The following is a 26,187-nucleotide window of genomic DNA, read 5'->3' as shown; positions in this document are numbered from 1 at the left end:
TAAAAGTTTATCGGTCTTAATGGTTTAGTTAAATTTAATTTTTCCTTAACTAAACATTAACAAAACAATATAATTGTTAACTTTATATGAACGATAGATGATTTGTTATTCTATGGTACAAAAATTATTAACTTTGACACGTAAAAATTGAAAATGAACCAAAAGAAAATACTCTTAATAGACGATGAACTCGATATTTTAGAGATTCTGTCTTACAATTTAGAAAAGGAAGGCTACGATATTTATACCGCTACCAATGGTAATGAAGGGATAGAAAAAGCCAAAGAAATTGTTCCGGATCTAATTTTACTAGACGTAATGATGCCTGAAAAAGATGGTATCGAAACTTGTCAGGAACTTCGAAAAGTAAAGGAACTTCAAAAATCATTGATTGTATTCCTTTCTGCAAGAAGCGAAGAGTTTTCTCAGTTAGCAGGTTTCCAGGCCGGAGCCAATGATTATATTGTAAAGCTGATCAAACCGAAAATCCTTATTTCTAAAGTAAATGCCCTATTACAGCTAACATCTCAGGTGTCAGACAATGCTAAGCTAATTGAAATTGGAGACTTGATTATTGATAAAGATAACTTCAGGGTTTCTAAAAGCGGGCAGCAGTTTTTACTTCCTAAGAAAGAATTTGATCTGCTGTATCTTTTAGCCTCCAATACGGAAAAAGTTTTCAAAAGAGAAGAAATTCTTGAGAAAGTCTGGGGAAATGATGTGATTGTCGGAGAAAGAACCATTGATGTTCATATCAGAAGATTAAGAGAGAAATTAGGAATTAATACCATTCAGACTTTAAAAGGAATAGGGTATAAACTGATCGTTTAATCGAAATAGCCTACCTTTACCTTATAACCATAAAAAATTTGTAAAATTGAAATTTTACAGGCTTACTCTTGTAGCATCATGTCTTATCACATTGGTGATGTTTCTATTGGTGATCATCTTTGATTCGCTGAAGGATATTTATTATAAAACACCGTTTTTTAAAATAGGGCTGATCATATGTCTCGTTGTTATATTTATTGTGAACTACCTCGTTCTTGAACTGCTGTTCAATTACTATGGTAAAAAACAGGTTCGTGGGCTTTCCCAGCTCCTGCCACAGGAAATTGTAAATACCAATGACGAGAATATTACCATTAAAGAATTAGGAGAGCGATTTTCAGATCTCAATCAGCAAAAAGTTTCTGAGATTGATATGATGAAGGAAATGGAAAGCTATCGTAAAGAGTACATAGGAAATGTTTCTCATGAGCTTAAGACTCCATTGTTTTCAATTCAGGGATATGTAGAAACGTTGAGGGATGGGGGAGTAGATAACCTGACCATTCGCGATAAATATCTTGAAAGAATAGATATATCCGTAGAAAGACTGATTGCTATTGTTACCGATTTGGATATGATTAACAGGCTTGAGGCCGGAGAAATCAATCTTACGGTTTCGAGATTTGATGTTAATCTCTTAATCAAAGAAGTTTTTGACCTGCTTGATCTTGAAGCAGAAAAGCACAATACTACATTACAAATTCAGACACTGCATCCTCAGATCTTTGTGGAAGCTGATAAACAAAAAATCTCACAGGTTTTTATTAATTTGATCTCTAATGCTATTCACTATGCTAACAGGCAGGAAGCAAAGGTTGTAGTGAAAACCAGCGTCCTTAAGAATAAAGTTTTAATTGAAGTTATTGACAACGGTATGGGAATCAAGTCAGAAATTCTTCCGAGGATATTTGAGCGGTTTTACCGTGTAGAAACCAGCCGGAATCGTAGAGAAGGAGGCTCCGGATTAGGTTTGGCTATTGTAAAGCATATTTTGGAAGCTCATAAAGAAAATATTACAGTTGAAAGCGTGTACCTTGAAGGTACAAAATTCAGTTTTATGCTTGAAAAAAGTAAATAATCTGGGCAAAATGTAAGGAAAAAAAATATTTTAAAAAATCTTGAAATATTTTTTTGTGACATGTCATTTATTATATATTTGCAACAGAAATTTATCATAATAAATAAAGGCAAAAAGTAATTTAAAGACTGATATGGTTTACAAGATCCGCGTAATATTAGATGCGAAAGAAGATATTTTCCGTGATATCGAAGTGAAGGGAAAACAGACACTATGGAATTTACATCTGGGAATTAAGAGTGCGTTCAGCTTGCAGGGAGATGAACTTTCAACTTTTAATTTATTGGAAGAAGATGGTACGATAGTAAAAAGTGTTCCATTAGAAGATATGAGTGATGACGGTGATGGGGAAATTATGTCAGATGTTTATATTGATGAAGCTTTTGCAAGTGTAGGAAATAAAGCTCAGTTTCAATATGGACTTCTGGATCTTTGGGAATTCTTCTGTGAATTAATTGAAGTAATCGAGGAAACCAAAGGAGTTAATTATCCTATAACAGTATACAGATTTGGAAACGTTCCGTTAAAAGCTCCAAGCAAGAGCGGAAACGGGGGTGGATCTAAAAAGAAATCTGCAATGCCTCTTATCGATGATGAATTTAATTTTGATGACGATTTCGAAAGCGGAGGGAATTTTTCCGATGAAGACGACAGTTTTGATGATGAGGAAGAAGAAGACTACAATGACGATGTATTCGATGAAGATGATGACAACGATGACGAAAGATAATTGGTAACACAATAAAAATATAGAGCCCTGGATTAATGTCCGGGGCTTTTTTGTAAATTATGCCAGGCGGAAATGCTGAAAAGGTAGAATTAAATTTGCTTTTAACCCTTTTTCCGTTCTATCTTTCCTCTTTTAATCATAAAACAATCCTTACTTTTGTTAAAACCGGAATTAATGAAAAAATTAATTTTTTTGGCAATTATTGGCTTGGGAATTGTTTCCTGTGCTGTACAAAATACAAATAAGACTATGGATTTACCTAAAGATTGGAAACACTCTGCAAATATTTATGAAGTCAATGTAAGGCAATATACACAAGAAGGGACTTTTAGAGCTTTTGAAAAAGAGATGCCCCGTTTAAAGTCTATGGGAATAAAAGTTCTTTGGTTTATGCCGGTTACGCCGATTGCTCAGCAAAATAAAAAAGGAAGCTTGGGAAGTCCATATGCTGCTGCAGATTATACGTCTGTTAATCCTGAATTCGGGACACTCGATGATTTTAAGCACATGGTAAATGAAGCCCACAGATTAGGATTTAAGGTAATCATCGACTGGGTGGCGAACCATACCGGTTGGGACCATGTCTGGACAAAAACACATCCTGAATTTTATTTAAAAGATCCGGATGGAAAATTCCATATTGCATCGGGAATGGATGATATTATCGAACTTGATTATAAGAATCAGGAGATGCGTAAGGAAATGATTGGTGCAATGAAGTTCTGGGTTAAAGAAACTAATATTGATGGTTTCAGGTGCGATCTTGCTTCATGGGTTGAGGTTGATTTCTGGCAGCAGGCCCGTCCTGAGGTAGAGACCCTAAAGCCTCTTTTCTGGTTAGGCGAATTTGACGAATTGGAGAATCCAGAATACGGGAAAATTTTTGACGCAAGTTACTCGTGGACCTGGATGCATAAATCTGAAGATTATTATAAAAAGAACCTGTCATTACAAGATCTGAAAGATTTATTATTGAAATATTCCAACATTGGAGATGCTTCAATGAGAGCATGGTTCACGACCAATCATGATGAAAACTCATGGAACGGAACAGAATATGAAAAATATGGTGTCATCACAAAGCCTATGGCTGTTTTTTCAGCGACCTGGAATGGAGTTCCGTTGTTATATTCCGGACAGGAATTACCTAATATGAAACGATTGGAATTCTTTGAAAAAGATCCTATTGAGTGGACTGCCAATTATCAGGTTGCAGATTTTTATAAGACCTTACTGGCTTTGAAATCTTCAAATCCGGCATTAAGAGGTGGAGACACTCATGTAACAACTTATCTTTTAAATACAACGGCCAATGACAAAATTTTAGCGTATGTCAGGAAAAATGGTAACAATGAAGTTCTTGTTGTATTGAATATGTCTAAAGAAGATGTAAGTTTCAGTATTCAAGATGAAAATCTGTCCGGAGCTTTCCGAAATGTTTTTGATGGTACAAAAAGGGATTTCACCACAGGGAAAGATTTTAATTTTAAAGTTTCTGATTATGTGGTTTTTGAAAAATGAAGATCAGAGCCTCTGAGATTCTGGCTTAAAATCTAAGAACATTTTTATTATATTTAAAAAAATTATACTTACAGAGGCGGGCCAAGGCCCGCTTTTTAATTCGGATAACGGCATTTAATTCATATGAATAAAGAAGGACTACTATATATTATTAAGGAAAAACTTTCAGAAAGAGCACAAAAATTTGAATTGCTGATTGCGGAAACCCGCGCTTCAAATAATGATACTAAAAGCTCCATGGGAGATAAATATGAAACTGGCCGTGAGATGCTGCAACAGGAAATTAATCATCTTCAAAGACAGCTCAATGAAGTGTTGAATCAACAGGCTCTGATTCAAAAAATACTTCCGGAACCATCTTTTAAAGTACAAAATGGAGCATTAATAAAAACGAATAAGGGATTGTTTTATGTTTCGGTTTCAATTGGAGAAATTATATTTGAAAATCAGAAGATCATGACCGTTTCTACAGAATCTCCGTTAGTAAAAGCAATGTTTGGCAAGAAAATAGCAGAGAAGTTTGAGATCAATAATGTTCATCAAACGATTGAAAATATCTGGTAAGCTATGAAACTAAAATACATTCTATTCGTCTTTTTATTCCTGATATCAAATTCTTTATTGCTGGCTCAGGTAAGAGCTAATGTTTCTGGGAAATCCTACGATCTCATATCTGTGGATATTACAATGGGGGATATAATTATTACCATTAATGATGACGGATCAATTGCAGGATTTAACTCCATTTCAAATGGGAATATCGACTATTATGATGATCAATATTTCGACCGGGATAAAATGGGAAAAATAAAAAAGATAGGAAATTCTAAAGTTGACTATTATGATCAATTTGATACAGATAAAGATGGCAAAGTAAAAAATATCGGAGATATTGCTATAGATTACTGGGATCGTTTTGATCAGGAAAAGAACGGAAAGGTAAAAAAGATAGGAAATCTGTCTATAGATTATTGGGATCATGATATTATAGATGATAGTAAGTTTGGAAAATTAAAGTCGATTGGAGATATATCAATAGACTTTGGTGGAAAAGAAATTATAGATCAGAGTAAGTATAAAAAACTTATAAAATTTGGAAATGTCACTCTGGATTATTGGAATGATACCATAATGGAAAAGAGAAAATTTGGAAAAATCAAATCAGTAGAGGGAAACACAAAGGATGTTGCGGTAGTTATACGTTAATTACTTATTGAATGGCTGAAAATTGAGTTCCTGTCATGAGATCTGGGAATCGTAAGCCGGATAAAAATAAAAGTTAAACAGTTGTGAAAAATAAATTCACAACTGTTTTTTTATTAACTTTGACATCTGTTATAATTTTATTAAAAGCACAATAATTAAACTTTCACAATGCAAAACTACTTAGACCTTTTACAGCATATTCTGGATAACGGAACAGATAAAACTGATAGAACAGGAACCGGAACAAGAAGCGTTTTCGGATATCAGCTGAGATATGATTTGTCTAAAGGTTTTCCCTTGGTAACCACCAAGAAAGTGCATTTGAAATCTATAATTTATGAATTGCTTTGGTTCTTAAAAGGAGACACCAATATCCAGTATTTAAAAGATAACGGAGTGAGCATCTGGGATGAATGGGCGGATGAAAACGGGGACTTAGGTCCTGTTTACGGAGCGCAGTGGAGAAGCTGGAGAGGTGCCGATAATAAAGTGGTTGATCAGATCTCAGAAATGATCGATCAGATCAAAAAAAATCCTGATTCAAGGAGATTGATCGTTTCTGCCTGGAACGTAGCGGAAATTCCTAATATGGCATTAGCACCTTGCCATGCATTATTTCAATTTTATGTTGCTGACGGGAAATTGTCTTTACAACTATATCAGAGAAGTGCTGATGTATTCCTTGGGGTTCCTTTTAATATTGCAAGCTATGCCCTGTTGTTAATGATGGTGGCTCAGGTATGTGATCTTGAAGTGGGAGATTACGTCCACAGTTTTGGAGATGTCCACATTTATAATAATCATTTCGAACAGGTTCAAAGACAACTTTCGAGAGACCCAAGACCTCTTCCGACAATGAAATTAAATCCTGAAATCAAGGATATTTTCGACTTTAATTTTGAAGATTTTACATTGGAGAATTATGATCCACATCCTGGAATTAAGGCTCCTGTGGCGATCTAGTACTATTTTCATACGTTACTGAATATGTAACAAATCTTCATATTTTATGACCTATTAATGAAATGTCATTAGTATGTTAAAAAAGATATTTCTTTGCGTTTCCATCGGAGTTTTCAGTTTCAGTTTTGCCCAGAATATTGATAAGGAAAAACTGGACAATTATTTTAAAGCTCTGGATAGCGAGCACAAGGTGATGGGAAGTTTTGCCATTGCAGATCACGGAAAAATAATTTATTCCAATGCGATTGGATTTTCTGATGTTGAGGCTAGGAAAAAAGCAGATCTTAATACGGTTTACAGGATCGGTTCCATAACAAAGACTTTTACAGCCGTTTTGATCATGAAGGCGGTAGAAGATAAAAAGCTAACACTGGACACTTCATTAAGTCAATTCTTTCCTCAAATAAAGAACGCTGAGAAGATCAAAGTAGAAAATCTTTTAAATCATAGAAGCGGGATTCATAATTTCACTGATGATGCCTTGTATGCATCCTACTATTTACAACCTGTTTCCAAGGAAAAGCTTATCGATATTATTCAAAAGGCAGGCTCGGATTTTGAACCTGGTGTTCAATTCAGTTACAGCAACTCGAATTATTCTTTGCTGGGTTTTATTCTGGAAAAAGTTTATAAAAAATCTTACGCAAAGCTTATTGAAGAGTTTATAGCAAAACCTTTACAACTAAAATATACAAAAGCAGGAGGAAAGATAGAATCTTTAGAAAACATGGCCCATTCGTACACTTATGAAAATGGGAATTATGTAAGAAGTGCCGAAACGGATATGTCTGTTCCCTTGGGCGCAGGAAATTTGGTTTCTACTCCTTCAGAATTGATTATTTTTATAAATGCACTGGCTTCAGGAAAATTGATTTCCAGAGAAAGTTTAGATAAAATGCGTAATTTTAAAGACCATTATGGTTTTGGCCTGGCCGAAGTTCCGTTTATGGGAAAAACAGGTTTTGGGCATAACGGAGGAATAGATCATTTTAGCTCTATATTGTATTACTTCCCTGATGGCGAGAAAACTTTTGCTATGATCAGTAATCAAAGTAATTTTGACAATAATAATATTTCGATCACCGCTTTAAGTGCAGCTTATGGAAAAAGCTTTGAAATTCCGAATTTTAATGTAGTGAATCTTCCGGAAAGTGAGCTTCAAAAATTTACCGGAACATACGCGACGGCACAAATGCCGATGAAAATTACCATTTTCATTAAAGAAAAAGTATTAATGGCCCAGGCAACGGGACAGGGTGCTTTTCCTTTAGAAGCAACTTCTCAAACAAGTTTTAAGTTTGATGCTGCGGGAATTGTTATTGATTTTGATGTTACAAAAAGGCAGCTTCTAATTTTGCAGGGAGGTAATAAAGTGAAATTTATTAAAGAATAATATAATGAAATATATAAAAATAAATACGGATCAAAAAGCAGATCTCGAAATGCTAAGGAATGCCATTCTACAATTAAAAGGAGTGAATTCTGCTGAAATTATTGATGAAGAAAACCCTGAAAGCGAGTTGAAGAAAGCTTTTGCAAAAACAAAGGAACAACTTAAAAAAGGTGATTATGAAACATTAGTCAATGACATTTTTGAGATTTTAACTAAAAATAATTCTAAGTAATAATGAAAAAAGCCATTTTATCGATTGCGGTACTAGCGATTTTCTTTTCTGCAAACGTATCAGCACAAACTGAAACTTCAGGTAGAGAAAAAGTCTACAGGGCCACACACACTAAAGTAACAGAACTAAAGCATACCAAACTTAAAGTCAATTTTGACTACCAGAAAGAACAGATGAACGGAGAGGAGTGGCTTACCGCTTCACCTTATTTTTATTCCGCCAATCAGCTGGTTCTTGATGCGAAAAGTATGCTGATCCATGAAGTCGCTTTAGATAACAATGGTAAGAAATCTCCTTTAAAGTATGAATATAAAGATGATGTGTTAACCATTACTTTGGATAAAACATATCAGAAAGATCAGGATTACACAGTGTACATCAAATACACTTCCCGTCCAAATGAAGTAAAACAAGAAGGAAGTGCAGCCATCAATGATGCAAAAGGTTTATATTTCATTAATGCTCAGGGGAAAGATCCGGATAAACCAACCCAAATCTGGACACAGGGTGAAACCGAATCTTCTTCCGCCTGGTTTCCAACCATTGATAAACCGAATCAAAAGACAACGCAGGAAATTTATATGACGGTTCCTGAAAAATATGTGACTCTTTCTAATGGATTATTAAAGGATTCCCAGAAAGAAGCGAATGGACTGAGAACAGATCATTGGGTCATGGATAAAAGACATTCAACTTATCTGTTTTTTATGGGAGTGGGGGATTATGCGATCGTGAAAGATAAATGGAAGAATATTCCGGTGGATTATTATATTGAAAAAGAATATGAACCTTATGCAAAGCAGATCTATGGAAATACTCCTGAAATGATCGAATTTTTCTCAAAGAAAATGGGTTACGATTATCCTTGGGCAAAATATGCACAGATATCCGGAAGGGATTATGTAAGTGGGGCTATGGAAAATACGACAGCAACACTGCATGGAAGTGATATTTTACAGAAACCGGGACAATTAATTGACGAAAATAAATGGGAAGATACAATTGCTCACGAATTATTCCACCACTGGTTTGGGGATCTTGTAACTGCGGAAAGCTGGAGTAATCTTACCGTAAATGAATCATTTGCCAATTATTCAGAGTACTTATGGAACGAATATAAATATGGTAAAGATCAGGCGGACTATCATCAGATGAGCGATGTGAATATGTACATTCATAATCCGGCTGATTTTAATAAAAACCTGGTTCGTTTTAATTATGATTCCCGTGAAGATGTTTTTGATTTGGTAACTTATCAGAAAGGGGGTGGCATCCTTCATATGTTGAGGAACTATCTTGGGGACGACGCATTCTTTGCCGGAATGAATGATTATCTGAAAACGAATGAATACAAAAACGGAGAGGCTCATCAGCTAAGACTTTCTTTTGAAAAGGTTTCCGGAAAGGATCTGAATTGGTTTTTCAATCAATGGTATTTTGGAAGCGGGCATCCCAAATTGAGTTATTCTTATACTTTTGAACCCGTTAAAAAACAGATCAGCTTGGTGATCAGTCAAAGCCAGGAACAGCCTTTTCAGTTTCCATTGGCAATAGATGTTTATGAAAACGGAAAACCGAAAAGATATAATGTGTGGGTAAATGCTGAAGCAAAGAATACATTTAATTTTGATGTTTCAAAAACTCCGGATCTTGTTAATATCAATGCTGACGGAATATTAGTTTCAGAAATTACGGAAACAAAAACTCCTGAACAGAACCTGATGCAATTCAATGGGTCCAAAGAGTTTAAGAGCAGATATACAGCGCTAAAAGCCATTAAAGATCAGGTTGGTAAAAATCCCGCAGCTACAAAATTATTGTCTGCTGCTTTGAAAGACCCTTATTTCAGAGTAAGAATGAAAGCCTTGGAACTGATGGATCTTTCGAACCCTGAGCAAGCAAAAGCTTTGGCTGCTGACGTTGAAAAACTAGCAACAAATGACCCTAAAACATTAGTTCAGGGTGCTGCGGTTGCTGCTTTAGCAAAAACAAAAGATAAAAAGTATCTTCCGGTCTTTGAAAAAGGAGTGGGGGCTGTTTCTAATTCTGTACGCGGTAATTCCCTGTCAGCTATACTTACTGTTGATCCTTCCAAGGCCAGTACATTAGCGGATAAAATCGATTTAAAAGGAGCTTCTGATGAACTTCTGGCACAATTATTACCCATTGTCGTAAAGAATAAGGTTTCCTCACAAATGGCCAATATAGCTCCTATTGCGGCATTTTATCCATTCATTAAATTCCAGAATCCTGAATTAGGAAAATCTGCAGAAGAAGGTTTCAATTGGATCATGACCTCCGACAATATTGCGGCAACACAAAGCATTACCAAGTTGCTGGCGCAGGCAAAAGGCCAGGTCGCTCAGAATCCTCAGGCTAAAATGATGATCTCTCAAATGTTGAAAGATGGTCTTAGTAAAAAAATGGAACTTTTAAAACAAAACCCACAAAATGCTGCAAGCATTAATAAACAAATCGATGCCTTGAATAAAAGTATAGAGGATTACAAATAATCAAATAACGGCTGCTCAGTATGAGCAGCCCTTTTATATTTTCTATCCGGACCAGAAAAAATATCCTGGTTTTCACGAATTTTATCTATTTAGTACAGAAGATAATGGTTTCCTGATCAGAAAAGCCCCAATAAGTGTCTTTTTCATAAGTCTTTATCTCTGTTTGAAATCCGGAATCTTTTAATCGCTGAACCAATCCATTAACGGAATAGATTCGTACATGGTCTTTCTGGCCGAAGTGTTGAAGTCTTTCTTCTGATGTTTTAACTTCAGGGTTTTCGTAGATGTCACCTTCTTTAAACGGAGTCTGAATTAAAAGTGTTTTACCTGTTTTTAAAACCCTGTGTAATTCTTTCATTGCAGCACCATCATTTTCGATATGCTCAAGAATGTGATAGCATATAATAAGGTCGAATTTTTCGGCTTCCACATCAATTTTAGTAATATCAAAATGATAATCTGCTAAAAATTCATTTTCAAAATCTGTTGGAAAATACTTGATTTGCTTTTTATGTTTTAAAGCACGGAAGATTGCTCTTGAAGGCGAAAAATCTAAAACGGTAAATCCTTCTTTCAGATAATTTTCAGTCAGGATTTTATATAGCCTTCGTGATCTTGGTAAGCTTCCGCAAACAGGGCACAATAGATTTCCGTTTTCTAATCTTACAAACTCTTTAAGTCTGGAACGGCAGATATTGCATTCATAATCCTTTCCCTTGTAAAGGGGATACAAAGCTTTTCTGAAAAACATTTCGTTTTCAAAAAGAAATTTTTGAGGCAGTATTTTTTTTACAATATTTTTTGCAATAGCGTACATCGGAATGCAAAGTAATAATATTAATCTGAAAATTAGGGGTGTTGTTATCAATAATTTCTAAATTTGCCTTTTATAATTTTACTGTATGACTTTTGGAATAGAGGCAGCTAGCTATCATGTGCCTTCTTTGTATTTGGAAATTAAAGATTTAGCTGAGGTAAGGGGAATTGATCCTGCAAAATTAGAAAAGGGCTTAGGTTTACATAAAATGGGCTTTCCTGATGTCCATGAAGATGCAGCTACTTTTGCTGCTGAAGCGTTACTTAAACTGATAAAAGACTATAACATCAATCCTAAGGATATTGCAAGAATTTATCTTGGAACTGAAAGTGCTTTGGATGCCGCAAAACCAACAGCATCTTATGCTATGCAGATGGTGGAAAAAGTGTTAGAAGAAAAATATGGAGAACGATGCTTTAGAAATTGTGATGTTGTGGACATGACCTTTGCTTGTGTAGGAGCTGTCGATGCATTGCACAATTCCCTGGATTTTGTGAGGGTAAACCCTGAAAAAAAAGCAATTGTCATAGCGAGTGATTACGCAAAATACGAGCTGGCTTCATCGGGTGAATATACACAAGGAGGAGGAGCTGTAGCCCTATTGGTCTCTTCCCAACCTAACCTTTTGGAGATTGAGAATCAATGGGGAGTCGCAACCGAGAGTGTTTTTGATTTTTTCAAACCCCGACGTCACTACAAAAAAGAAGATCTGAAAGATGCTCCAGCCTCTTTTTCGGATAAGATAGAGGTTTTTACGGATGAGCCGGTTTTTGACGGACAATATTCTAACCAATGTTATCAGGATCGAATCAGAGAAGCTTATCATCATTATAAAGAAATCAGTGGTAAGGATAAGCCTTATGAAGATTGGAGATATCTGATTTTCCACCTGCCTTATGCCTTCCATGGAAAGAGGGTATTCACAGAGATTTATAGCCTGGAAAATGGATTGAGCTACGAAACCCCTGAAGAACAAAAAACAGTGGCTAAATCTAAAGGATATCTGCAATTTATCAATAATAAAATAGAAAGAACCCAAAGGGCATCCTCTGAAATAGGAAACATGTATACTGCTTCCATATTTATGGCTTTGCTTTCCGCATTACAGATATCATACAATGAAAATGAAGAATTAGAGGGTAAGGAAATAGGATTTTTAGGCTATGGAAGTGGGTCGAAATCCAAGGTATTTGCCGCTAAGATTTCCGGAAACTGGAAGACTGTTGTTTCTCAATGGAATTTATTTGACAACCTAAAGAAAAGAACACCTGTTAATTTTGAAACATATGAAAAATTACACAGAAAGCAACTGGATCAATCTGTTAATGAAAATTATGCAGGATTCGGATTGCAATCGGTAGAGCTTGAAAATCCATTGCTAAAAGGAGCAAGATACTATTCATATCAGAAATAAAATAGGAGTAAATTAAAAAACGAATTCATGAAAAACATCTCTTTATGGGATGTTTTTTTTGTTACGTACATAAATTGGTGAAAAAGAAGGGGTGTTATAGGTGTTAAATTACTTTAATATGCCTAAAGTAGTCTTTATTTTATTTAATATTTTAATATTTTAAGTTTATTTATTTAATATTATTTGATTCCTTTCTTAATAGTTGTGAAGTTTTTATTTGTCTTATTGATGTTTATTTTTTTTACTTAAATATTAATTTGTTAAAAAAAATATAAAGCTTATAAAGAGTTTAAAGATTATAATATTAGTTTTTTTTGGCGACAAAAGTGATTTTTTTTATTTGTAATTCACTGTTTATCAGTGTTTTAATTTTGTTAATGTTAATTTTTATTAACATATTTACAGCCATAATACTAAATAAAAGAACATGAATGTAAAATTATGCATGATAACAACTGCTGTTTTATTTTTTACGGGACAAGTTGTACATGCTCAAAAGGTGTTAAAAGATACAGCCACAAAAGAGCAAAAAATAGAAGAGGTAGTGATGGTTGGATATGGAACACAAAAGAAGAGTGAGGTAACGGCAGCAGTATCTCAGGTGAAAGCTGATGATATGGCGGGCTTAGTTACTGCCAGTTTTGAGTCTCAATTGGCCGGAAGGGCAGCAGGGGTCAGTGTAACCACTAACTCGGGGATGGTAGGACAAGCACCTGCTATCAATATTCGGGGAATCAATTCTCTCAACTCAGGAACTTATCCTTTGGTTGTAGTTGATGGAATGCCCATTTTTACAGGAGATACGGGAGGGTATGCTCCAAGTAATGCATTGGGTGATATTAACCCTGCAGATATAGAAAGTATTGAGATTTTAAAAGATGGGGCTGCAGCAGCTATTTATGGTTCTAGAGCTGCTAACGGAGTAATGATTATTACTACAAAAAAAGGAAAAAAGGGAAGATTTCAGCTAGACTACAATACATATACTGGAATTGCTCAAGTCGTAAAACAATTTGATTTACTTCAAACACCGGAATTTTTAACAATCTCCAATGAGAAAAGGACAAATGCGGGGAGATCACCTTGGGCTTTTGGTTCACAATACAATACAGACTGGCAAAGAGCTGTATTGAGATCAGCAACACAAACGGATCATAATATTTCTCTTCAGGGAGGCTTAGGCAAAGGTTCTTATTTTGGATCTGTAGGCTATACAAAGCAAGACGGAATCATTTTAAGCAATGGAATGGAGCGATTTACAGCTCGTTTTAACATCAATCAGGAGGTAAATGATTGGTTGAAAGTAGGAGCTAATATTGGAGTAACGCGAACAGAATATGATGCTCTTAATTCTGGAGTGAATTCCCTTTCTGGTGCAATGGCTAATTCTTTAAGACAATTGCCTAATACTCCTATATACAGAGAAGGAGGACCATTCGGGTACAATATTGATGTGGTAGGGACTAATACTATTACAGGTAAAGGAGAAAATACAGAATATGTTGCCAATAACCTTCCGAATATTGTGTATATAATGAATACCAATAGATTACAGTCCAGAGTGCTAAGAGTACTGGGAGATGTTTTTGGTGAAGTGAAAATTTTACCATTTCTAACCTATAAGCTTCAGATGAGCATAGATCGTTCTCAAAATGAAGGCTTATTGTATTGGAATGCATTTCATGGTGATGGAAGAGGGAGTAACGGAAGAATCCAAAACAACAATACGACCTTGGAAAGGTATAATATCCAAAATATATTAAACTTTAACAAGAGCTTTGGAGATCATAAGGTAGGGGTTACATTGGTGAACGAATACCAAAAGGAAAATCAAAATACGTTTTTTGGAGGAGGAACTGATTTAGGAGATTCTTATTTTAGTACCAATGTAGTGACGGGAACTTATGGAACTCCTCTTTCTGGAGGGGGAAGGACAGAGTTTGCTTTAATATCCTATTTAGCAAGATTTAATTATGATTTTGGGAAAAGGTATTTCTTTCAGGGAGTTATAAGAAGAGACGAGCTGTCATCTCTTCCTAGAGGAGGAAGGGTTGGGTACTTTCCCGGAGCTTCATTAGGATGGAATGTTAGTAATGAAAGCTTTTTCGAAAAAGCGAGAATGTACGTTAACGAATTAAAGCTAAGGGCATCTTATGGTAGAGTTGGAAATAGTAATATTGGAAACTATCCTTATATGTCATTGTATGGACCAGCTAGGTATGGGGACGCTAATGGATTAGGATATTCTCAAATGGGAATTAATACTTTAAGGTGGGAACGAAGTGAGAAGATGGATTATGGGATGGATTTGAGTTTTTTTAAAAATAAGCTGAAAGTAACGGTAGATTATTTTGTGAATAATATTGATGAAATGATCCAACAGGTTCCTGTAGATCCATCTTTAGGGGTTCCAGATAATCAATACAGTTCAAACATTGGAGTTGCAAAAAATAAAGGATGGGAGTTTTCAGTGAATTATACCCCTATCAAGAGGGAAAATTTTGAAGTCAATATAGGAGCTAATCTTTCATTGATTAATAATACCATTTCAACATTATACAAAGGAGCAGATATCTTCCCGGGAAATGCTGACTGGAGCAATGTGGATCGCTTCTACAGAGTTCATAGAGAAGGATATTCTATGAATCAATTATATGGTATAAAATACTGGGGTACCAATTCTGCCAATGGAAACCCTGTTTATTACAAACTAGACGGGTCTTTGGTACAATACAATTTAAATACGAGAAGGTATAATACATTTAACCCGAATAACCCAGGTGATGTTTCTCAGGCGGGAAGTGCTCCGGAAAATCAATTATTAGGAAATACCATTCCAAAATATTTCGGTGCTTTCAATATATCTGTAAAATATCACAATTTTGATTTGGGAACATTGGTAAGGTTTAGCGGAGGTAATTATATTATGAATATTACCCGAAGAGAACTCTTGAGCCAGAACTTTGTGAACAACTCTACAGAAATACTTGGAAGATGGCAAAGTCCGGAAAATCCAGGAGATGGATGGACTCCAAGATTGATGGCAGGTAATGATCCAGGGGTTAATGGCCCGGCAGTTTCAAATAGCCGATTTATAGAGAAAGGAGATTTTATTAAGTTTGATAATCTCACTTTGGGATACAGTTTAGAGCGAGAGTTTTTAAACAAGATTAACATTCAGAAAATGAGACTTTATATTCAGGCACAAAATGCATTTATTATTACGAAATATTCAGGACCAGATCCTGAAATGCAGGTGAACGGGCTCGATTTTAATGGAATTCCAAGACAAAGAGTTTTTTCAATAGGACTAAATGTTACACTTTAATTTTAAATAGAATCATAATGAATGCATTAAAAAAATATATAGTATTAGCTTCAGCAGGACTGGCTATGGCTTCTTGTCAGCAAGATATTTTAGATACAACTTCCTTTAATAACCCTAATCCTGGATTGGCATTTACTTCTCCTGAATTGGTTCAACTAGCGGTAAATGGAGTGTACAATGCCGCACAAATTGGAAATTTTAACGGTACACCAAGGGGGTATGTTTTTGGAGCGGCTTACTTTCAACAAAATGAGGCAAGAGGGGAAGATGTAGTCAATACGCAGGCATTTTATCAATTAACGTATGAATCTAATTATGATGCGACTACTGCCAATAATGTATATTATTGGGTTGATGCTTACCGATTGATTAATAGAGCTAATCTTGTTAATGAGGGGATTGACAGAGCGGTTAGCAATAATGTTATATCTCAAGCTCAGGGAAATGAATACAAAGGAGAAGTCTTATTTTTCAGAGCATTAGCTCATTTTGAGCTTTTAAAACATTTTTCAAGACCTTATCATTTGGATAATGGCGCTTCTATGGGGGTGCCATACAGGACATTAGGAGTTGATACTGAAGCTACCATTGAGCAAGCAATGCAGGTGGGCCGAGAGACTGTCGCTGAGGATTATCAACGATTGTTGACAGATCTGAATTTTGCAGAAAGTAGTCTTCCTACCAATGTTCAAAGACAAGGAATTAATAGAATAGGCAAAATCACGAAAGGGGCGGCTATTGCGATTAAAATAAGAGCCTATTTGAATATGAGAAACTGGAATGGAGTGATCGCAGAATATAATAAGCTTACTTCTATGTATACTTTAGAAGCTAATCCTGCAGCAGTATTCAATAATAACCTGGCAAATACAGAGTCTATTTTTTCAATTATTAATACCGCAAATAATAATCCAGGGGTGAATGGAGCATTGGCAGCCCAGTTTAATAACAGAGCATTGATCGCGATCAGTCCTATTTTATGGAATGATCCTCTTTGGCTGGGAAATGATAAACGGAGGGATATTACGGCTGTCGTTTCTGGTGCCAGATTTACCCGAAAATATACGGATATTGTTAATTATACAGATGCGGCACCGATTGTCCGGTTTTCTGAAATGAAATTGGCGGCTGCAGAAGCTTATGCCAGAACGAACAATTTATCCAATGCATTAACACTCCTTAATGAGGTTCGAAATAGATCATTGGCAAATCCTGATACACAAGCCTATACGCTTGCTTCGTTTCCTGATAAAGAGAAGATGGTAAAAGGGATTTTAATGGAAAGAAGAATCGAGTTGAGTTGTGAAGGAGTTCGTTGGGGAGATATTCATCGGTTAATTAATGATGATATTGCTCCTACTCAAGGGATTCCGGCAAAAGTGCCTAATGGATTCCCGGCAGCGACAAGCTATACTGTAGGAATTCCTTATTCCGGAAATCTGATTAATGGTATTGCTTATACTGATTATAGGTTTTTATGGCCCATACCGCTTATGACAACTAGTGTTAACCCGCTTCTTGCCAGCCAACAAAATCCAGGGTGGTAAGTAAGGTACTTAAAAGTAAAAAAAAGAGACTATCTTCTGGATAGTCTCTTTTTTTTATAAATATTTGGATTTATTAATTCTTCCGAAATAAAAAATCGAATCTCTTTTTTAATATTTGTTATATATCATAATCTTTTTATTTGCTTTCAAAAGCCACTCCCTATAAATCCCCGGCCACGCCGCAACCTCACTTCCTTTCTTTCCCAATCCCCAACCATGTCCTCCATTCTTAAACAAATGCATTTCAACAGGAACATTCACCTTCTTTAATGCATCATCCATTAATATACTATTCTCCACAGGAGAAATAGGATCATCAATTGCTTGTGCTAAAAAAGTTGGTGGTGTTTGACTATTCACCTGCCTTTCCACAGAGAATTCTATTTCCTCGGAAGTTGATGGATTTTTCCCAAGAATACTCTTAAAAGCATGGGTTTTATTATTCGGGGGAAGCATTGAAATAACCGGATAAATCAATCCTACAAAATCGGGTCTTGCAGATAGAGAATCTATATCGTCGACGGGTTTATAAAACATCTTATTAGGTTGCGTGGCAATCATTCCGGCTAAATGTCCACCGGCTGAGAACCCTAAGATGCCAATTTTATGAGGATCTATACCATAATTTTTGGCTGAACTTCTGATTATTCGCATAGCTCTTTGTGCATCTTCAAAAGGAACATTGGTCGTCTTCCAACCTTCTTGTGGCAATCTATAAATAAGTTCAAAGGCAGTTACTCCTTCTGATGCTAACCAATTCGCAGTTGGTGTACTTTCTTTTCCTAATTCTATGTGAGCATATCCGCCACCACTAATGACTAAAATGGCTATACCATTTGGTTTTTTAGGTCGATGAATAATTAACCTTGGATCAGAAACATGAGTGACAGACCCTTTATTAGTTATCATTTCTGCGTTTATACTACCTAGTTGATCAGGCATATTGCTTTTTGCCCATAAGGAAATTTGCTCCAGATCGGATGAAATCTCAAACTTGTTTGTAGAAGTTTGGGAATTGTATTTACTACTTGAGAAAAGTAATATGGTCGCGAAGGCGAATAGTCGTTTCATGTCATATTTCTAAAAGAAATAAGATTTTTATTCAAAGTATATAACCTTATTCTGATAAGTCTTTGGTGTTACTCCCACAAGTTGTTTGAATACTCTTGTAAAATAATTTGTATCTGAAAAACCTGTTTGATAAGCGGTTTCTTTAATGCTATTCTGAGTAGCCAATAATTCTTTAGCCCGGTTGATTCGCTCTTGTAAAATGAAATCATTGGGTGAAGTACCTAGTTCATCTTTAAACATTTTAAAGAAATTTGATTTGCTGACATAAGCAAGTTTAGCAATGCTGTCAATGGAAAGTTTCTGATGAAGATTTTTTTTGATATAATCGACGGCAAAACCTATTCTCGATTTATTTTTTGCAATATTCTTCTCTACCATACCTCTGGCCTGGGTCTGCATCAATCTTATCAAAAGTTCCTTCAGGGCAAAATCAGCCATGATGTCTTTTTGAGAATTATCATCCATAGCGATCCTCATGATATTGTTGGTAGCGGAAGCCAGAGATTTATTATTGAATAGAAAATACTCATCCAGCTGAATATTCCATTGAGAAGTTTCATCCACCTTTGGTAATGTGTAATTTAAATGGTTAAGCGAATCTTCTATAAAATCAGGATTAAGACTTAATGAAATACATTGTGATGGAGTTTCATCAGCTTCAGGAAAATCAATAATCATTGTTTCTCCTGGTGCTACCAGTATGCTCTCTCCTGGAAAATAATCAAAATATCCTGTTTTATTTTCCAGTTTCATATGCTTTTTTCCTCTCAGCATAGCGGTAAATGCAATGGTATCAAAATGAAGTTTTACACCAAAAGCAGTTTCATGGGTTTCATAGATACTGAACTCACAATTGTTGAGATTGAATTTCGTTTGGTTTTCAACAAGGCTCATCAGCTGATTTTCTTTTTTCAGATCAGGAGTATTTAATAAAAACTTATTATCATTCATTTCTATACATTTTTAAAACCCATTCTATCAAATATAAGAAAATATAAAATCGAGGTATTGTTAAAAAAGTATAAAATTCCTGGCGAATACGATTTTGAAGTTTTTTTGTAGGATTATGCTATCTGTTCTTAGTGGGGAAATGTAATTTGGCTTAACAGAAATTAAAAACAATACGATATGAGCACAATAACAGAACAAAAATCAGAAACTGTTTTACAGTGGCCTGATTTCAAAAGTAAATATGATAATTATATTAATGGTCAGTTTACAGCTCCGGTGAACGGACAATATTTTGATGTAGTTTCTCCAGTTAACGGAAAAAACTTTACCCAAGCGGCTCATTCCTCCAAGGAAGATTTAGAATTAGCGGTAGACGCGGCTCACAAGGCATTTCAAACCTGGAAGGATACTTCTTCAACGGAACGAAGTATTATTTTAAATAAGATTGCAGACAGAATAGAGCAGAACCTTGAATACCTGGCAACAGTAGAAACTATCGACAACGGTAAAGCTGTGAGGGAAACCCTTGCTGCAGATTTACCTTTAGCAGTAGATCATTTCAGGTACTTCGCTTCTGTAGTCCGTGCAGAAGAAGGCTCTCACAATGAATTGGATAAAGATACCGTTTCTCTTATCGTACATGAACCCCTGGGAGTTATCGCACAAATCATTCCATGGAACTTTCCTTTATTAATGGCTATCTGGAAATTGGCCCCTGCATTGGCAGCTGGAAATTGCGTAGTATTAAAACCGGCAGAAAGTACTCCTGTTTCTATCATGGTTTTAATGGAAATAATCGGTGATTTGCTACCTGACGGAGTAGTAAATATCGTAAACGGTTTCGGGGCAGAGCTTGGCCGGGCTTTGGTAACCAATCCTAAAGTCTCAAAGGCAGCTTTCACAGGTTCTACAGCTACAGGACGTTTGGTGATGCAGTATGCAACTGAAAATATTATTCCTGTCACACTGGAACTTGGAGGCAAATCTCCGAATGTTTTCTTCAGCTCTGTAATGGATGCGGATGATGAGTTTTTGGATAAAGCTATTGAAGGTGCCGTTCTTTTTGCTCTTAATCAGGGAGAGATTTGTACTTGTCCTTCAAGGTTACTGGTTCAGGAAGATATTGCTGATGCTTTTATAGCAAAAGTAATTGAACGGGTAAAAGCGATTAAAGTTGGAAATCCTTTAGATAAAACCGTAATGATGGGTGCCCAGGCTTCCCAGATTCAGAAAGATAAAATATTGTCCTATATCAAATTAGGGAAAGAAGAAGGTGCTGAAGTTCTTGTGGGTGGTGATGTAAATAATGTCGGGGAAGGTTTAGAAGATGGATACTACATTCAACCCACAATTTTTAAAGGTAATAATAGAATGAGGATTTTCCAGGAAGAAATTTTCGGGCCTGTTTTAGCTTTTACCACTTTTAAAGATGAGGAAGAAGCAATAAAGATTGCTAATGATACGATTTATGGTCTTGGTGCAGGAGTATGGACAAGAGATGCACATCAATTGTATAATGTGCCCCGTAAGATCCAGGCAGGAAGAGTATGGGTCAATCAGTATCATTCTTATCCTGCAGGAGCACCTTTTGGAGGATACAAACAATCCGGAATTGGAAGGGAGAATCATAAAATGATGCTGGACCATTATCGTCAGACTAAAAATATGTTGATCTCTTACAACAAAAACAAATTAGGGTTCTTTTAATTTTTTTTAACATCAGGGCATGTCCGTTTGTTCCGTTATTTAAGCGGAGCAAAACGGCCGGCCTAATCTGATACTATCATGTTTCGTATCCGTTCCATAAGGCTCATTATTAATAAACTTATGAGGGAGAATTTTTTCGCCATCCTATGATTAATACTTAAGTTTAGGTAACCTGACATTTTTGTCAGGTTTTTTGAATAATTCTAAGAGTAAATGATGATCTTTACTAACAATCTTACATGAAAAATTGGTAGTTTATTGCAGTATAAAAATCAACTTAAACCTACAGAAATGGAACCCAAAATATCCAGGTTATCTGCTACGGAAAAAGCGCTTGAAGTTATCTGGCAGCTAGAAGAAAAATATGGAGACCTGATGTTTTATCAGGCAGGCGGTTGTTGTGAAGGTACTCAGCCTCAATGTTTTGAAAAAGGAGGGTTTTTTCCAAGAATGAATGATGCTATGATAGGTACAGTCAACAGACATGAATTTTGGATCGATCGCGATTTGTTTGAGTATTGGAAATATTCTCACTTTACATTAGATGTTGTAGATGGTTTCGGACCAGGTGGTTTTTCTCTGGAAACACCTTTAGGAAAAACATTTAAAGTACATTACAAGCTTTTTACTCCTGAAGAATACAAAAATTTGGAACCGGTAAAACGCAGCGAATAACTCTAGCTGATCTGTAAAATCAGAGAGAGTGATAGAAACTAATTTTGAGTATTCCTCTTAAAAATTATAGTAGCTTCTCAACCATCTACCTTTATGAACCTGCTTACAAACATGGCGGCCACAACATTTCCTACGGCATTTAGAACGGTAGCTAATGGATCTACCAATGTTCCGATAATCATTACGGCAGGAATCGCTTCATGAGGTAATTTATATACAGAAATCATCAGGAGCTCACCGATATAACCACCATTAGGTATTCCGCCCTCAACAATACTTACAAATATTGTAATTCCCAAAGCTAAAATCAGGTTGGAAGGCTCAAAAAAATCTTTTCCGATAATTAGAAATGCGACATAAATCTTGATGATTGAAGATATGGATGATCCGTTTTTATGTAAAGTAGTTCCAATCGGAATAACGAGATTCGCAATAGAACTTGGTATTCCGATCTTCGAAGCTGCTTGCAAATTTGCAGGCATTGTTGCAAAGCTACTGCAGGTACTTAGAGCAGTTAGCGTAGGATAGGGTGCATTTGTCCAGAAATCCTTGACTCCTTTTTGCCCGTTGGCCATGAAGGTATATAGTGTGAAAAATAAAAAGAAATAGATGGTTCCCATTATGTAGTAGATACCTAGTGGCTTTCCGTAAAAACCAAAAAGCTGTGGACCCACAGTAGCAACCTGATAGGCAAAATAAGCCCCGAGCCCGATCGGAGCAAGCTTCATAACCAGTAAAAGCAGCTCTTTCATGACCTCGTATCCTGAAGCAAGGAAAAGTCTGAATGGCTGGCCGGTTTCTCCCGTTTTTCTTGCCGCAAAACCTGTTAAAAAAGCAAATATTAGCAGGGCGAGCATATTCTTTCTGGAAAACAGCTCTGTGAATTCACCAACTGTAAAGAAGCTTACAATCCTGTTTCCCCAGGTTTCATTGTCATTACCTTCAGAAATGATCTGTGAACTTCCTGAAATAGGAGACATAGGAAAAAGATAAACAGCAATAATGGTAAAAACAGCTGCTGTTAATATAAAAAATAAAAAGGTAAACGACATCATCGCAATGATCTTTCCAAATTTTGATTGTTGCTCTAAAGATGCTATAGAATTAGACACAGCAAAAAATACCAATGGAACAACGCTTACAAAAAGTAAATTAAGGAAAATGTCTCCAAGCGGTTTTATATAACCTACAAAATCGGGAGCAGTGATCCCGATAATACTTCCAACTATGATTCCCAAGAGTAAAAATAAAATTCCAGAGTAGTTTTTAAATACTTCTTTCATGTATTGCTTTTTACCAAAGATAGGCTTATTTTTAACATATTATTGTATAATTTTCAGGGTTAAATTTTTTAAATTTGAGTAAATAAACGTTTCTATGGCTTATATAGATTACTATAAAATTCTGGGGGTAGATAAAAAAGCATCGCAGGAAGATATCAAAAAAGCATACCGAAAGCTGGCTCGAAAATTACATCCCGATCTTAATCCCGATGACAAAGAGGCTGAGAGAAAATTCAAGGAACTGAATGAAGCGAATGAGGTTCTCAGTAATCCGGAAAACCGAAGCAAATATGATAAGTACGGAGAAAACTGGAAACATGGTGAGGAATATGAAAAGGCTCAACAGCAACAAAGACAATATCAAAATCAAGGGCAAGGTTACAGTGGTGGATTCTCCGGTGCAGATTTTGGAGAAGGAGAGGACTTTTCAGATTTTTTCCAGAGTATGTTTGGACAAGGCGGAGGTTTCGGAAGAAGCTCCCGAGGTAGTGCTTCCGGGAAATTTAAAGGACAGGATGTACAGGCTGAGCTTAATTTACATCTTAGAGATGCTGCCAAAACACATCCCCAAACGTTTGAGATTAATGGCAAAAAAGTACGGATTACAATTCCCGCCGGAGTTTATGATGGTCAACAGATCAAATTAAAAGGTCACGGAAACCCCGGTATCAATGGAGGTCCTTCGGGAGATTTGTACATTACATTTAATATCTCACCTGATCCTGATTTTGAGAGGGTAGGAGATGATCTTAAAACGAAAGTTACTATTGATCTTTATACAGCTGTTTTGGGTGGTGATGTAAAAGTAAATACCCTGGACGGAAGCGTTAATTTAAAGGTTAAACCTGAGACTCAAAGTGGATTAACGGTGAGGTTGAAAGGAAAAGGGTTTCCCGTATATAAGAAAGAAGGTCAATTTGGGGACCTGTTCGTAACATATGAAGTGAAGTTGCCAACAAACCTTACTGAGAAACAAAAAGAACTTTTTGAACAACTTAAAAATTCTTAGATCATGGAAGAAAGAATATCACGGGAAGAACTCGTAAAAATATATAATATAGAAATTGCTTTCTTTGATGAGCTGGTAGACTGCGGCTTACTTGAGGTACAGACTGAAAATGATGTGCGCTATTTGATGTATGAAGATTTACCTGCTTTTGAAAGATTCACGAATTGGCATTATGATCTGGAAATAAACCTTCCCGGTTTAGAAGTTATTAATGATATGCTTCAGAAAATGACTGATCTTAAACAAAAAAATAGAGACTTACTGGCCAAACTTTCTGCAATAAGTGATCGATATGAGGATATTTAATTTAGTTTTGCAATCTGTAAACAAATTAAATTTTTTATACAATGGGTGACGAGAAAGTGATCAGACTACATGTAAACAGAAAAGATTTTGAAGAGATCTACTTTAAAGGAAACCAGGGAAGTTTGTTTTTCTCATCGGAGACCAGAAGTAAAACCATTATCACTATTGTTGTCGCTCTGATTTTTCTGATTACATTTTCCTTAAAAGAAAATTTAAGTAAAGAAAGCTTTGGAATTCTATATTTTATAAGTTTTGTTTTTCTTCTTTGTGCTGTATATCTTTCGGTAAGCATCAATAAGGTGTCCAGATGGAAAAAACAGGTCAAAAGATATCTTAAATCACTTGAGAATGCCGGTATTTATGAGATAAGATTCAATAATGAAACTTTCAATGTTAATCTTAATGAGCAGCATGAACTCAGCAGGTGGAGTGAATTTGTAACTGCAGAAACCCATGAAGACTATATTTCGATGGAAGGTAAATACAACTATATGTTTCCTGAAAAGTCAATGAGTAAACAGGATTACAGCGTATTGAAACAGGTAATAAAGAAAAATATTAAATAAAAAATCAGAGCAGATCGCTCTGATTTTTTTATTTGCTTTTTAGTCTAGCCAGCCCATTTCCTTCATCCATTCATCATTGTAGATTTTACCTACATATCTTGAACCATGGTCATGGAGTAAAACAACAATCACGTCATCTTTGGTAAACTGATCTTTCATTTGTACCAATGCTGATATAGCACTTCCTGCTGAATATCCACAGAAAATTCCTTCTTCTTTTGCAAGCTTTCTTGCATAAATGGCACCATCTTTATCCGTTACTTTTTCAAAATGATCGATAACCGACATATCATAGTTTTCAGGAATAATATCTTCTCCGATTCCTTCAGTAATGTAAGTATATGCGTGATCATAGTGAAGTTCACCGGTCTCATGGAATTCTTTTAAAATAGAACCATAAGTATCAACACCAATTACTTTTATATTTTCATTTTTTTCTTTGAAGAACGTTCCACATCCTGTAATGGTGCCTCCTGTTCCGGCTCCGACTACAAAATGAGTAAGTTTTCCTTCTGTTTGTTCCCATATTTCAGGAGCAGTAGATTCATAATGTGCTGCTCGGTTGGATAAATTATCATATTGATTCACATACCATCCGTTTTCAGTTTCTTTGGCTAATCTTTTTGAAACCGAATAATAAGAACGAGGGTCCGTAGGCTTCACATCTGTAGGACAAACAATAACTTCTGCTCCTACAGCACGTAAAATATCACATTTTTCTTTAGATTGTTTGGAATTGGTTACAAAAATACATTTGTACCCCTTGATGATAGCGGCAAGAGCTAATCCCATTCCTGTATTTCCGGAAGTTCCTTCAATGATTGTTCCGCCCGGTTTTAATCTGCCGTCTTTTTCGGCATCTTCGATCATTTTAACGGCCATTCTGTCTTTTACAGAATTTCCCGGGTTGAAAGTTTCTACTTTGGCTAAAACTAATGCAGGGAAATCCTCGCCCAAAACTTTGTTAAGTTTTACTAATGGAGTATTTCCGATAGTTTCAAGAATATTTTTTGCGTATTTCATACATAATTTATAAGCCTTGCAAA

At 35.7% G+C, this 26,187-nt stretch carries 23 protein-coding genes; 18 read left to right on the top strand and 5 right to left on the bottom strand.

Features of this window, described 5'->3' with window-relative positions:
* The first annotated feature begins 153 nt into the window (after positions 1–153).
* From AC0INN_RS14630 to AC0INN_RS14585, 10 genes are all read left to right on the top strand, one after another.
* A complete protein-coding gene (locus AC0INN_RS14630) occupies positions 154–831 on the top strand; it encodes a response regulator (protein ID WP_172279766.1) in 678 nt (225 codons plus the stop codon).
* Between the two features lie 46 nt (positions 832–877).
* A complete protein-coding gene (locus AC0INN_RS14625; RefSeq protein ID WP_172279764.1) occupies positions 878–1,909 on the top strand; it encodes a sensor histidine kinase in 1,032 nt (343 codons plus the stop codon).
* A 133-nt stretch (positions 1,910–2,042) separates the two neighbouring features.
* On the top strand, positions 2,043–2,639 hold the full coding sequence (locus AC0INN_RS14620; RefSeq protein ID WP_172279762.1) for an IS1096 element passenger TnpR family protein: 597 nt from the start codon (positions 2,043–2,045) through the stop codon (positions 2,637–2,639).
* Positions 2,640–2,813: 174 nt separating this feature from the next.
* Positions 2,814–4,160: an alpha-amylase family glycosyl hydrolase gene (locus AC0INN_RS14615; RefSeq protein WP_306613828.1), complete on the top strand. Its 1,347-nt coding sequence runs from the start codon at positions 2,814–2,816 to the stop codon at positions 4,158–4,160.
* A gap of 123 nt (positions 4,161–4,283) precedes the next feature.
* Positions 4,284–4,724 carry a hypothetical protein gene (locus AC0INN_RS14610; protein WP_306613826.1) on the top strand — a complete coding sequence of 147 codons (441 nt, stop codon included), beginning with the start codon at positions 4,284–4,286 and terminating at the stop codon, positions 4,722–4,724.
* Between the two features lie 3 nt (positions 4,725–4,727).
* The gene (locus AC0INN_RS14605) at positions 4,728–5,366 is read left to right on the top strand and encodes a hypothetical protein (RefSeq protein ID WP_306613824.1); all 639 of its coding nucleotides are present in this window, start codon (positions 4,728–4,730) and stop codon (positions 5,364–5,366) included.
* Between the two features lie 168 nt (positions 5,367–5,534).
* Entirely contained in the window at positions 5,535–6,329 is a 795-nt protein-coding gene (locus AC0INN_RS14600; RefSeq protein WP_306613822.1) for a thymidylate synthase, read from the top strand.
* Between the two features lie 73 nt (positions 6,330–6,402).
* A complete protein-coding gene (locus AC0INN_RS14595) occupies positions 6,403–7,722 on the top strand; it encodes a serine hydrolase domain-containing protein (RefSeq protein WP_306613821.1) in 1,320 nt (439 codons plus the stop codon).
* 4 nt (positions 7,723–7,726) lie between these two features.
* Positions 7,727–7,954: a hypothetical protein gene (locus tag AC0INN_RS14590; RefSeq protein ID WP_172279749.1), complete on the top strand. Its 228-nt coding sequence runs from the start codon at positions 7,727–7,729 to the stop codon at positions 7,952–7,954.
* Between the two features lie 2 nt (positions 7,955–7,956).
* Positions 7,957–10,467, top strand: coding sequence for a M1 family metallopeptidase (locus tag AC0INN_RS14585; RefSeq protein WP_273648733.1), 2,511 nt, complete (start codon positions 7,957–7,959; stop codon positions 10,465–10,467).
* Positions 10,468–10,552: 85 nt separating this feature from the next.
* Here AC0INN_RS14585 and AC0INN_RS14580 read toward each other — a convergent pair whose 3' ends face one another.
* Positions 10,553–11,218: a class I SAM-dependent methyltransferase gene (locus AC0INN_RS14580; protein ID WP_306613818.1), complete on the bottom strand. Its 666-nt coding sequence runs from the start codon at positions 11,216–11,218 to the stop codon at positions 10,553–10,555.
* A gap of 151 nt (positions 11,219–11,369) precedes the next feature.
* On the opposite strand from AC0INN_RS14580, the gene AC0INN_RS14575 reads away from it, so the two are divergent.
* The 3 genes from AC0INN_RS14575 to AC0INN_RS14565 all read left to right on the top strand — a co-directional run bounded on the left by AC0INN_RS14575 (position 11,370) and on the right by AC0INN_RS14565 (position 17,573).
* Complete coding sequence (locus tag AC0INN_RS14575) at positions 11,370–12,698, top strand: hydroxymethylglutaryl-CoA synthase family protein (protein WP_273648730.1); 1,329 nt, start codon at positions 11,370–11,372, stop codon at positions 12,696–12,698.
* Positions 12,699–13,125: 427 nt separating this feature from the next.
* Positions 13,126–16,026 (top strand): SusC/RagA family TonB-linked outer membrane protein, encoded by a 2,901-nt coding sequence (locus AC0INN_RS14570; RefSeq protein WP_273648729.1) that lies wholly within the window; start codon positions 13,126–13,128, stop codon positions 16,024–16,026.
* 17 nt (positions 16,027–16,043) lie between these two features.
* Complete coding sequence (locus AC0INN_RS14565; RefSeq protein WP_273648728.1) at positions 16,044–17,573, top strand: RagB/SusD family nutrient uptake outer membrane protein; 1,530 nt, start codon at positions 16,044–16,046, stop codon at positions 17,571–17,573.
* Positions 17,574–17,681: 108 nt separating this feature from the next.
* Here AC0INN_RS14565 and AC0INN_RS14560 read toward each other — a convergent pair whose 3' ends face one another.
* Positions 17,682–18,644, bottom strand: a complete 963-nt coding sequence (locus AC0INN_RS14560) for an alpha/beta hydrolase (RefSeq protein WP_273648726.1) — start codon at positions 18,642–18,644, stop codon at positions 17,682–17,684.
* A 27-nt stretch (positions 18,645–18,671) separates the two neighbouring features.
* The gene (locus AC0INN_RS14555; RefSeq protein ID WP_273648725.1) at positions 18,672–19,595 is read right to left on the bottom strand and encodes an AraC family transcriptional regulator; all 924 of its coding nucleotides are present in this window, start codon (positions 19,593–19,595) and stop codon (positions 18,672–18,674) included.
* Positions 19,596–19,772: 177 nt separating this feature from the next.
* Here AC0INN_RS14555 and AC0INN_RS14550 point away from each other — a divergent pair, with 177 nt between their 5' ends.
* Both AC0INN_RS14550 and AC0INN_RS14545 read left to right on the top strand, forming a co-directional pair.
* Positions 19,773–21,302 (top strand): aldehyde dehydrogenase family protein, encoded by a 1,530-nt coding sequence (locus AC0INN_RS14550; protein ID WP_273648724.1) that lies wholly within the window; start codon positions 19,773–19,775, stop codon positions 21,300–21,302.
* 291 nt (positions 21,303–21,593) lie between these two features.
* The gene (locus tag AC0INN_RS14545) at positions 21,594–21,977 is read left to right on the top strand and encodes a DUF779 domain-containing protein (protein WP_273648722.1); all 384 of its coding nucleotides are present in this window, start codon (positions 21,594–21,596) and stop codon (positions 21,975–21,977) included.
* 77 nt (positions 21,978–22,054) lie between these two features.
* Here the strand turns inward: AC0INN_RS14545 and AC0INN_RS14540 are convergent, their stop codons facing one another.
* Entirely contained in the window at positions 22,055–23,260 is a 1,206-nt protein-coding gene (locus AC0INN_RS14540) for a dicarboxylate/amino acid:cation symporter (RefSeq protein ID WP_273648720.1), read from the bottom strand.
* Between the two features lie 94 nt (positions 23,261–23,354).
* Here AC0INN_RS14540 and AC0INN_RS14535 point away from each other — a divergent pair, with 94 nt between their 5' ends.
* Genes AC0INN_RS14535 through AC0INN_RS14525 form a run of 3 tightly spaced genes read left to right on the top strand, consistent with a single transcriptional unit; the run spans position 23,355 to position 25,141 of the window.
* A complete protein-coding gene (locus AC0INN_RS14535; protein WP_273648719.1) occupies positions 23,355–24,269 on the top strand; it encodes a J domain-containing protein in 915 nt (304 codons plus the stop codon).
* Positions 24,270–24,272: 3 nt separating this feature from the next.
* On the top strand, positions 24,273–24,575 hold the full coding sequence (locus tag AC0INN_RS14530; protein ID WP_273648717.1) for a chaperone modulator CbpM: 303 nt from the start codon (positions 24,273–24,275) through the stop codon (positions 24,573–24,575).
* Positions 24,576–24,616: 41 nt separating this feature from the next.
* Positions 24,617–25,141, top strand: coding sequence for a hypothetical protein (locus AC0INN_RS14525; protein ID WP_273648715.1), 525 nt, complete (start codon positions 24,617–24,619; stop codon positions 25,139–25,141).
* A 39-nt stretch (positions 25,142–25,180) separates the two neighbouring features.
* Here AC0INN_RS14525 and AC0INN_RS14520 read toward each other — a convergent pair whose 3' ends face one another.
* Complete coding sequence (locus tag AC0INN_RS14520) at positions 25,181–26,164, bottom strand: PLP-dependent cysteine synthase family protein (RefSeq protein ID WP_172279634.1); 984 nt, start codon at positions 26,162–26,164, stop codon at positions 25,181–25,183.
* Positions 26,165–26,187: the final 23 nt, after the last annotated feature.

The organism is Chryseobacterium subflavum (assembly GCF_055762745.1).
Note: the sequence above shows the minus strand (reverse complement) of the source record. Positions and strands in the feature narration are given on the sequence as shown.

Coding starts and splice junctions, on each gene's coding strand:
- AC0INN_RS14565 (WP_273648728.1), top strand. CDS start 16,044: ATGAATGCATTAAAAAAATATATAGTATTAGCTTCAGCAGGACTGGCT.
- AC0INN_RS14600 (WP_306613822.1), top strand. CDS start 5,535: ATGCAAAACTACTTAGACCTTTTACAGCATATTCTGGATAACGGAACA.
- AC0INN_RS14610 (WP_306613826.1), top strand. CDS start 4,284: ATGAATAAAGAAGGACTACTATATATTATTAAGGAAAAACTTTCAGAA.
- AC0INN_RS14550 (WP_273648724.1), top strand. CDS start 19,773: ATGAGCACAATAACAGAACAAAAATCAGAAACTGTTTTACAGTGGCCT.
- AC0INN_RS14630 (WP_172279766.1), top strand. CDS start 154: ATGAACCAAAAGAAAATACTCTTAATAGACGATGAACTCGATATTTTA.
- AC0INN_RS14555 (WP_273648725.1), bottom strand. CDS start 19,595: ATGAATGATAATAAGTTTTTATTAAATACTCCTGATCTGAAAAAAGAA.
- AC0INN_RS14535 (WP_273648719.1), top strand. CDS start 23,355: ATGGCTTATATAGATTACTATAAAATTCTGGGGGTAGATAAAAAAGCA.
- AC0INN_RS14540 (WP_273648720.1), bottom strand. CDS start 23,260: ATGAAAGAAGTATTTAAAAACTACTCTGGAATTTTATTTTTACTCTTG.
- AC0INN_RS14620 (WP_172279762.1), top strand. CDS start 2,043: ATGGTTTACAAGATCCGCGTAATATTAGATGCGAAAGAAGATATTTTC.
- AC0INN_RS14570 (WP_273648729.1), top strand. CDS start 13,126: ATGAATGTAAAATTATGCATGATAACAACTGCTGTTTTATTTTTTACG.
- AC0INN_RS14545 (WP_273648722.1), top strand. CDS start 21,594: ATGGAACCCAAAATATCCAGGTTATCTGCTACGGAAAAAGCGCTTGAA.
- AC0INN_RS14575 (WP_273648730.1), top strand. CDS start 11,370: ATGACTTTTGGAATAGAGGCAGCTAGCTATCATGTGCCTTCTTTGTAT.
- AC0INN_RS14605 (WP_306613824.1), top strand. CDS start 4,728: ATGAAACTAAAATACATTCTATTCGTCTTTTTATTCCTGATATCAAAT.
- AC0INN_RS14595 (WP_306613821.1), top strand. CDS start 6,403: ATGTTAAAAAAGATATTTCTTTGCGTTTCCATCGGAGTTTTCAGTTTC.
- AC0INN_RS14580 (WP_306613818.1), bottom strand. CDS start 11,218: ATGTTTTTCAGAAAAGCTTTGTATCCCCTTTACAAGGGAAAGGATTAT.
- AC0INN_RS14525 (WP_273648715.1), top strand. CDS start 24,617: ATGGGTGACGAGAAAGTGATCAGACTACATGTAAACAGAAAAGATTTT.
- AC0INN_RS14560 (WP_273648726.1), bottom strand. CDS start 18,644: ATGAAACGACTATTCGCCTTCGCGACCATATTACTTTTCTCAAGTAGT.
- AC0INN_RS14520 (WP_172279634.1), bottom strand. CDS start 26,164: ATGAAATACGCAAAAAATATTCTTGAAACTATCGGAAATACTCCATTA.
- AC0INN_RS14615 (WP_306613828.1), top strand. CDS start 2,814: ATGAAAAAATTAATTTTTTTGGCAATTATTGGCTTGGGAATTGTTTCC.
- AC0INN_RS14530 (WP_273648717.1), top strand. CDS start 24,273: ATGGAAGAAAGAATATCACGGGAAGAACTCGTAAAAATATATAATATA.
- AC0INN_RS14590 (WP_172279749.1), top strand. CDS start 7,727: ATGAAATATATAAAAATAAATACGGATCAAAAAGCAGATCTCGAAATG.
- AC0INN_RS14585 (WP_273648733.1), top strand. CDS start 7,957: ATGAAAAAAGCCATTTTATCGATTGCGGTACTAGCGATTTTCTTTTCT.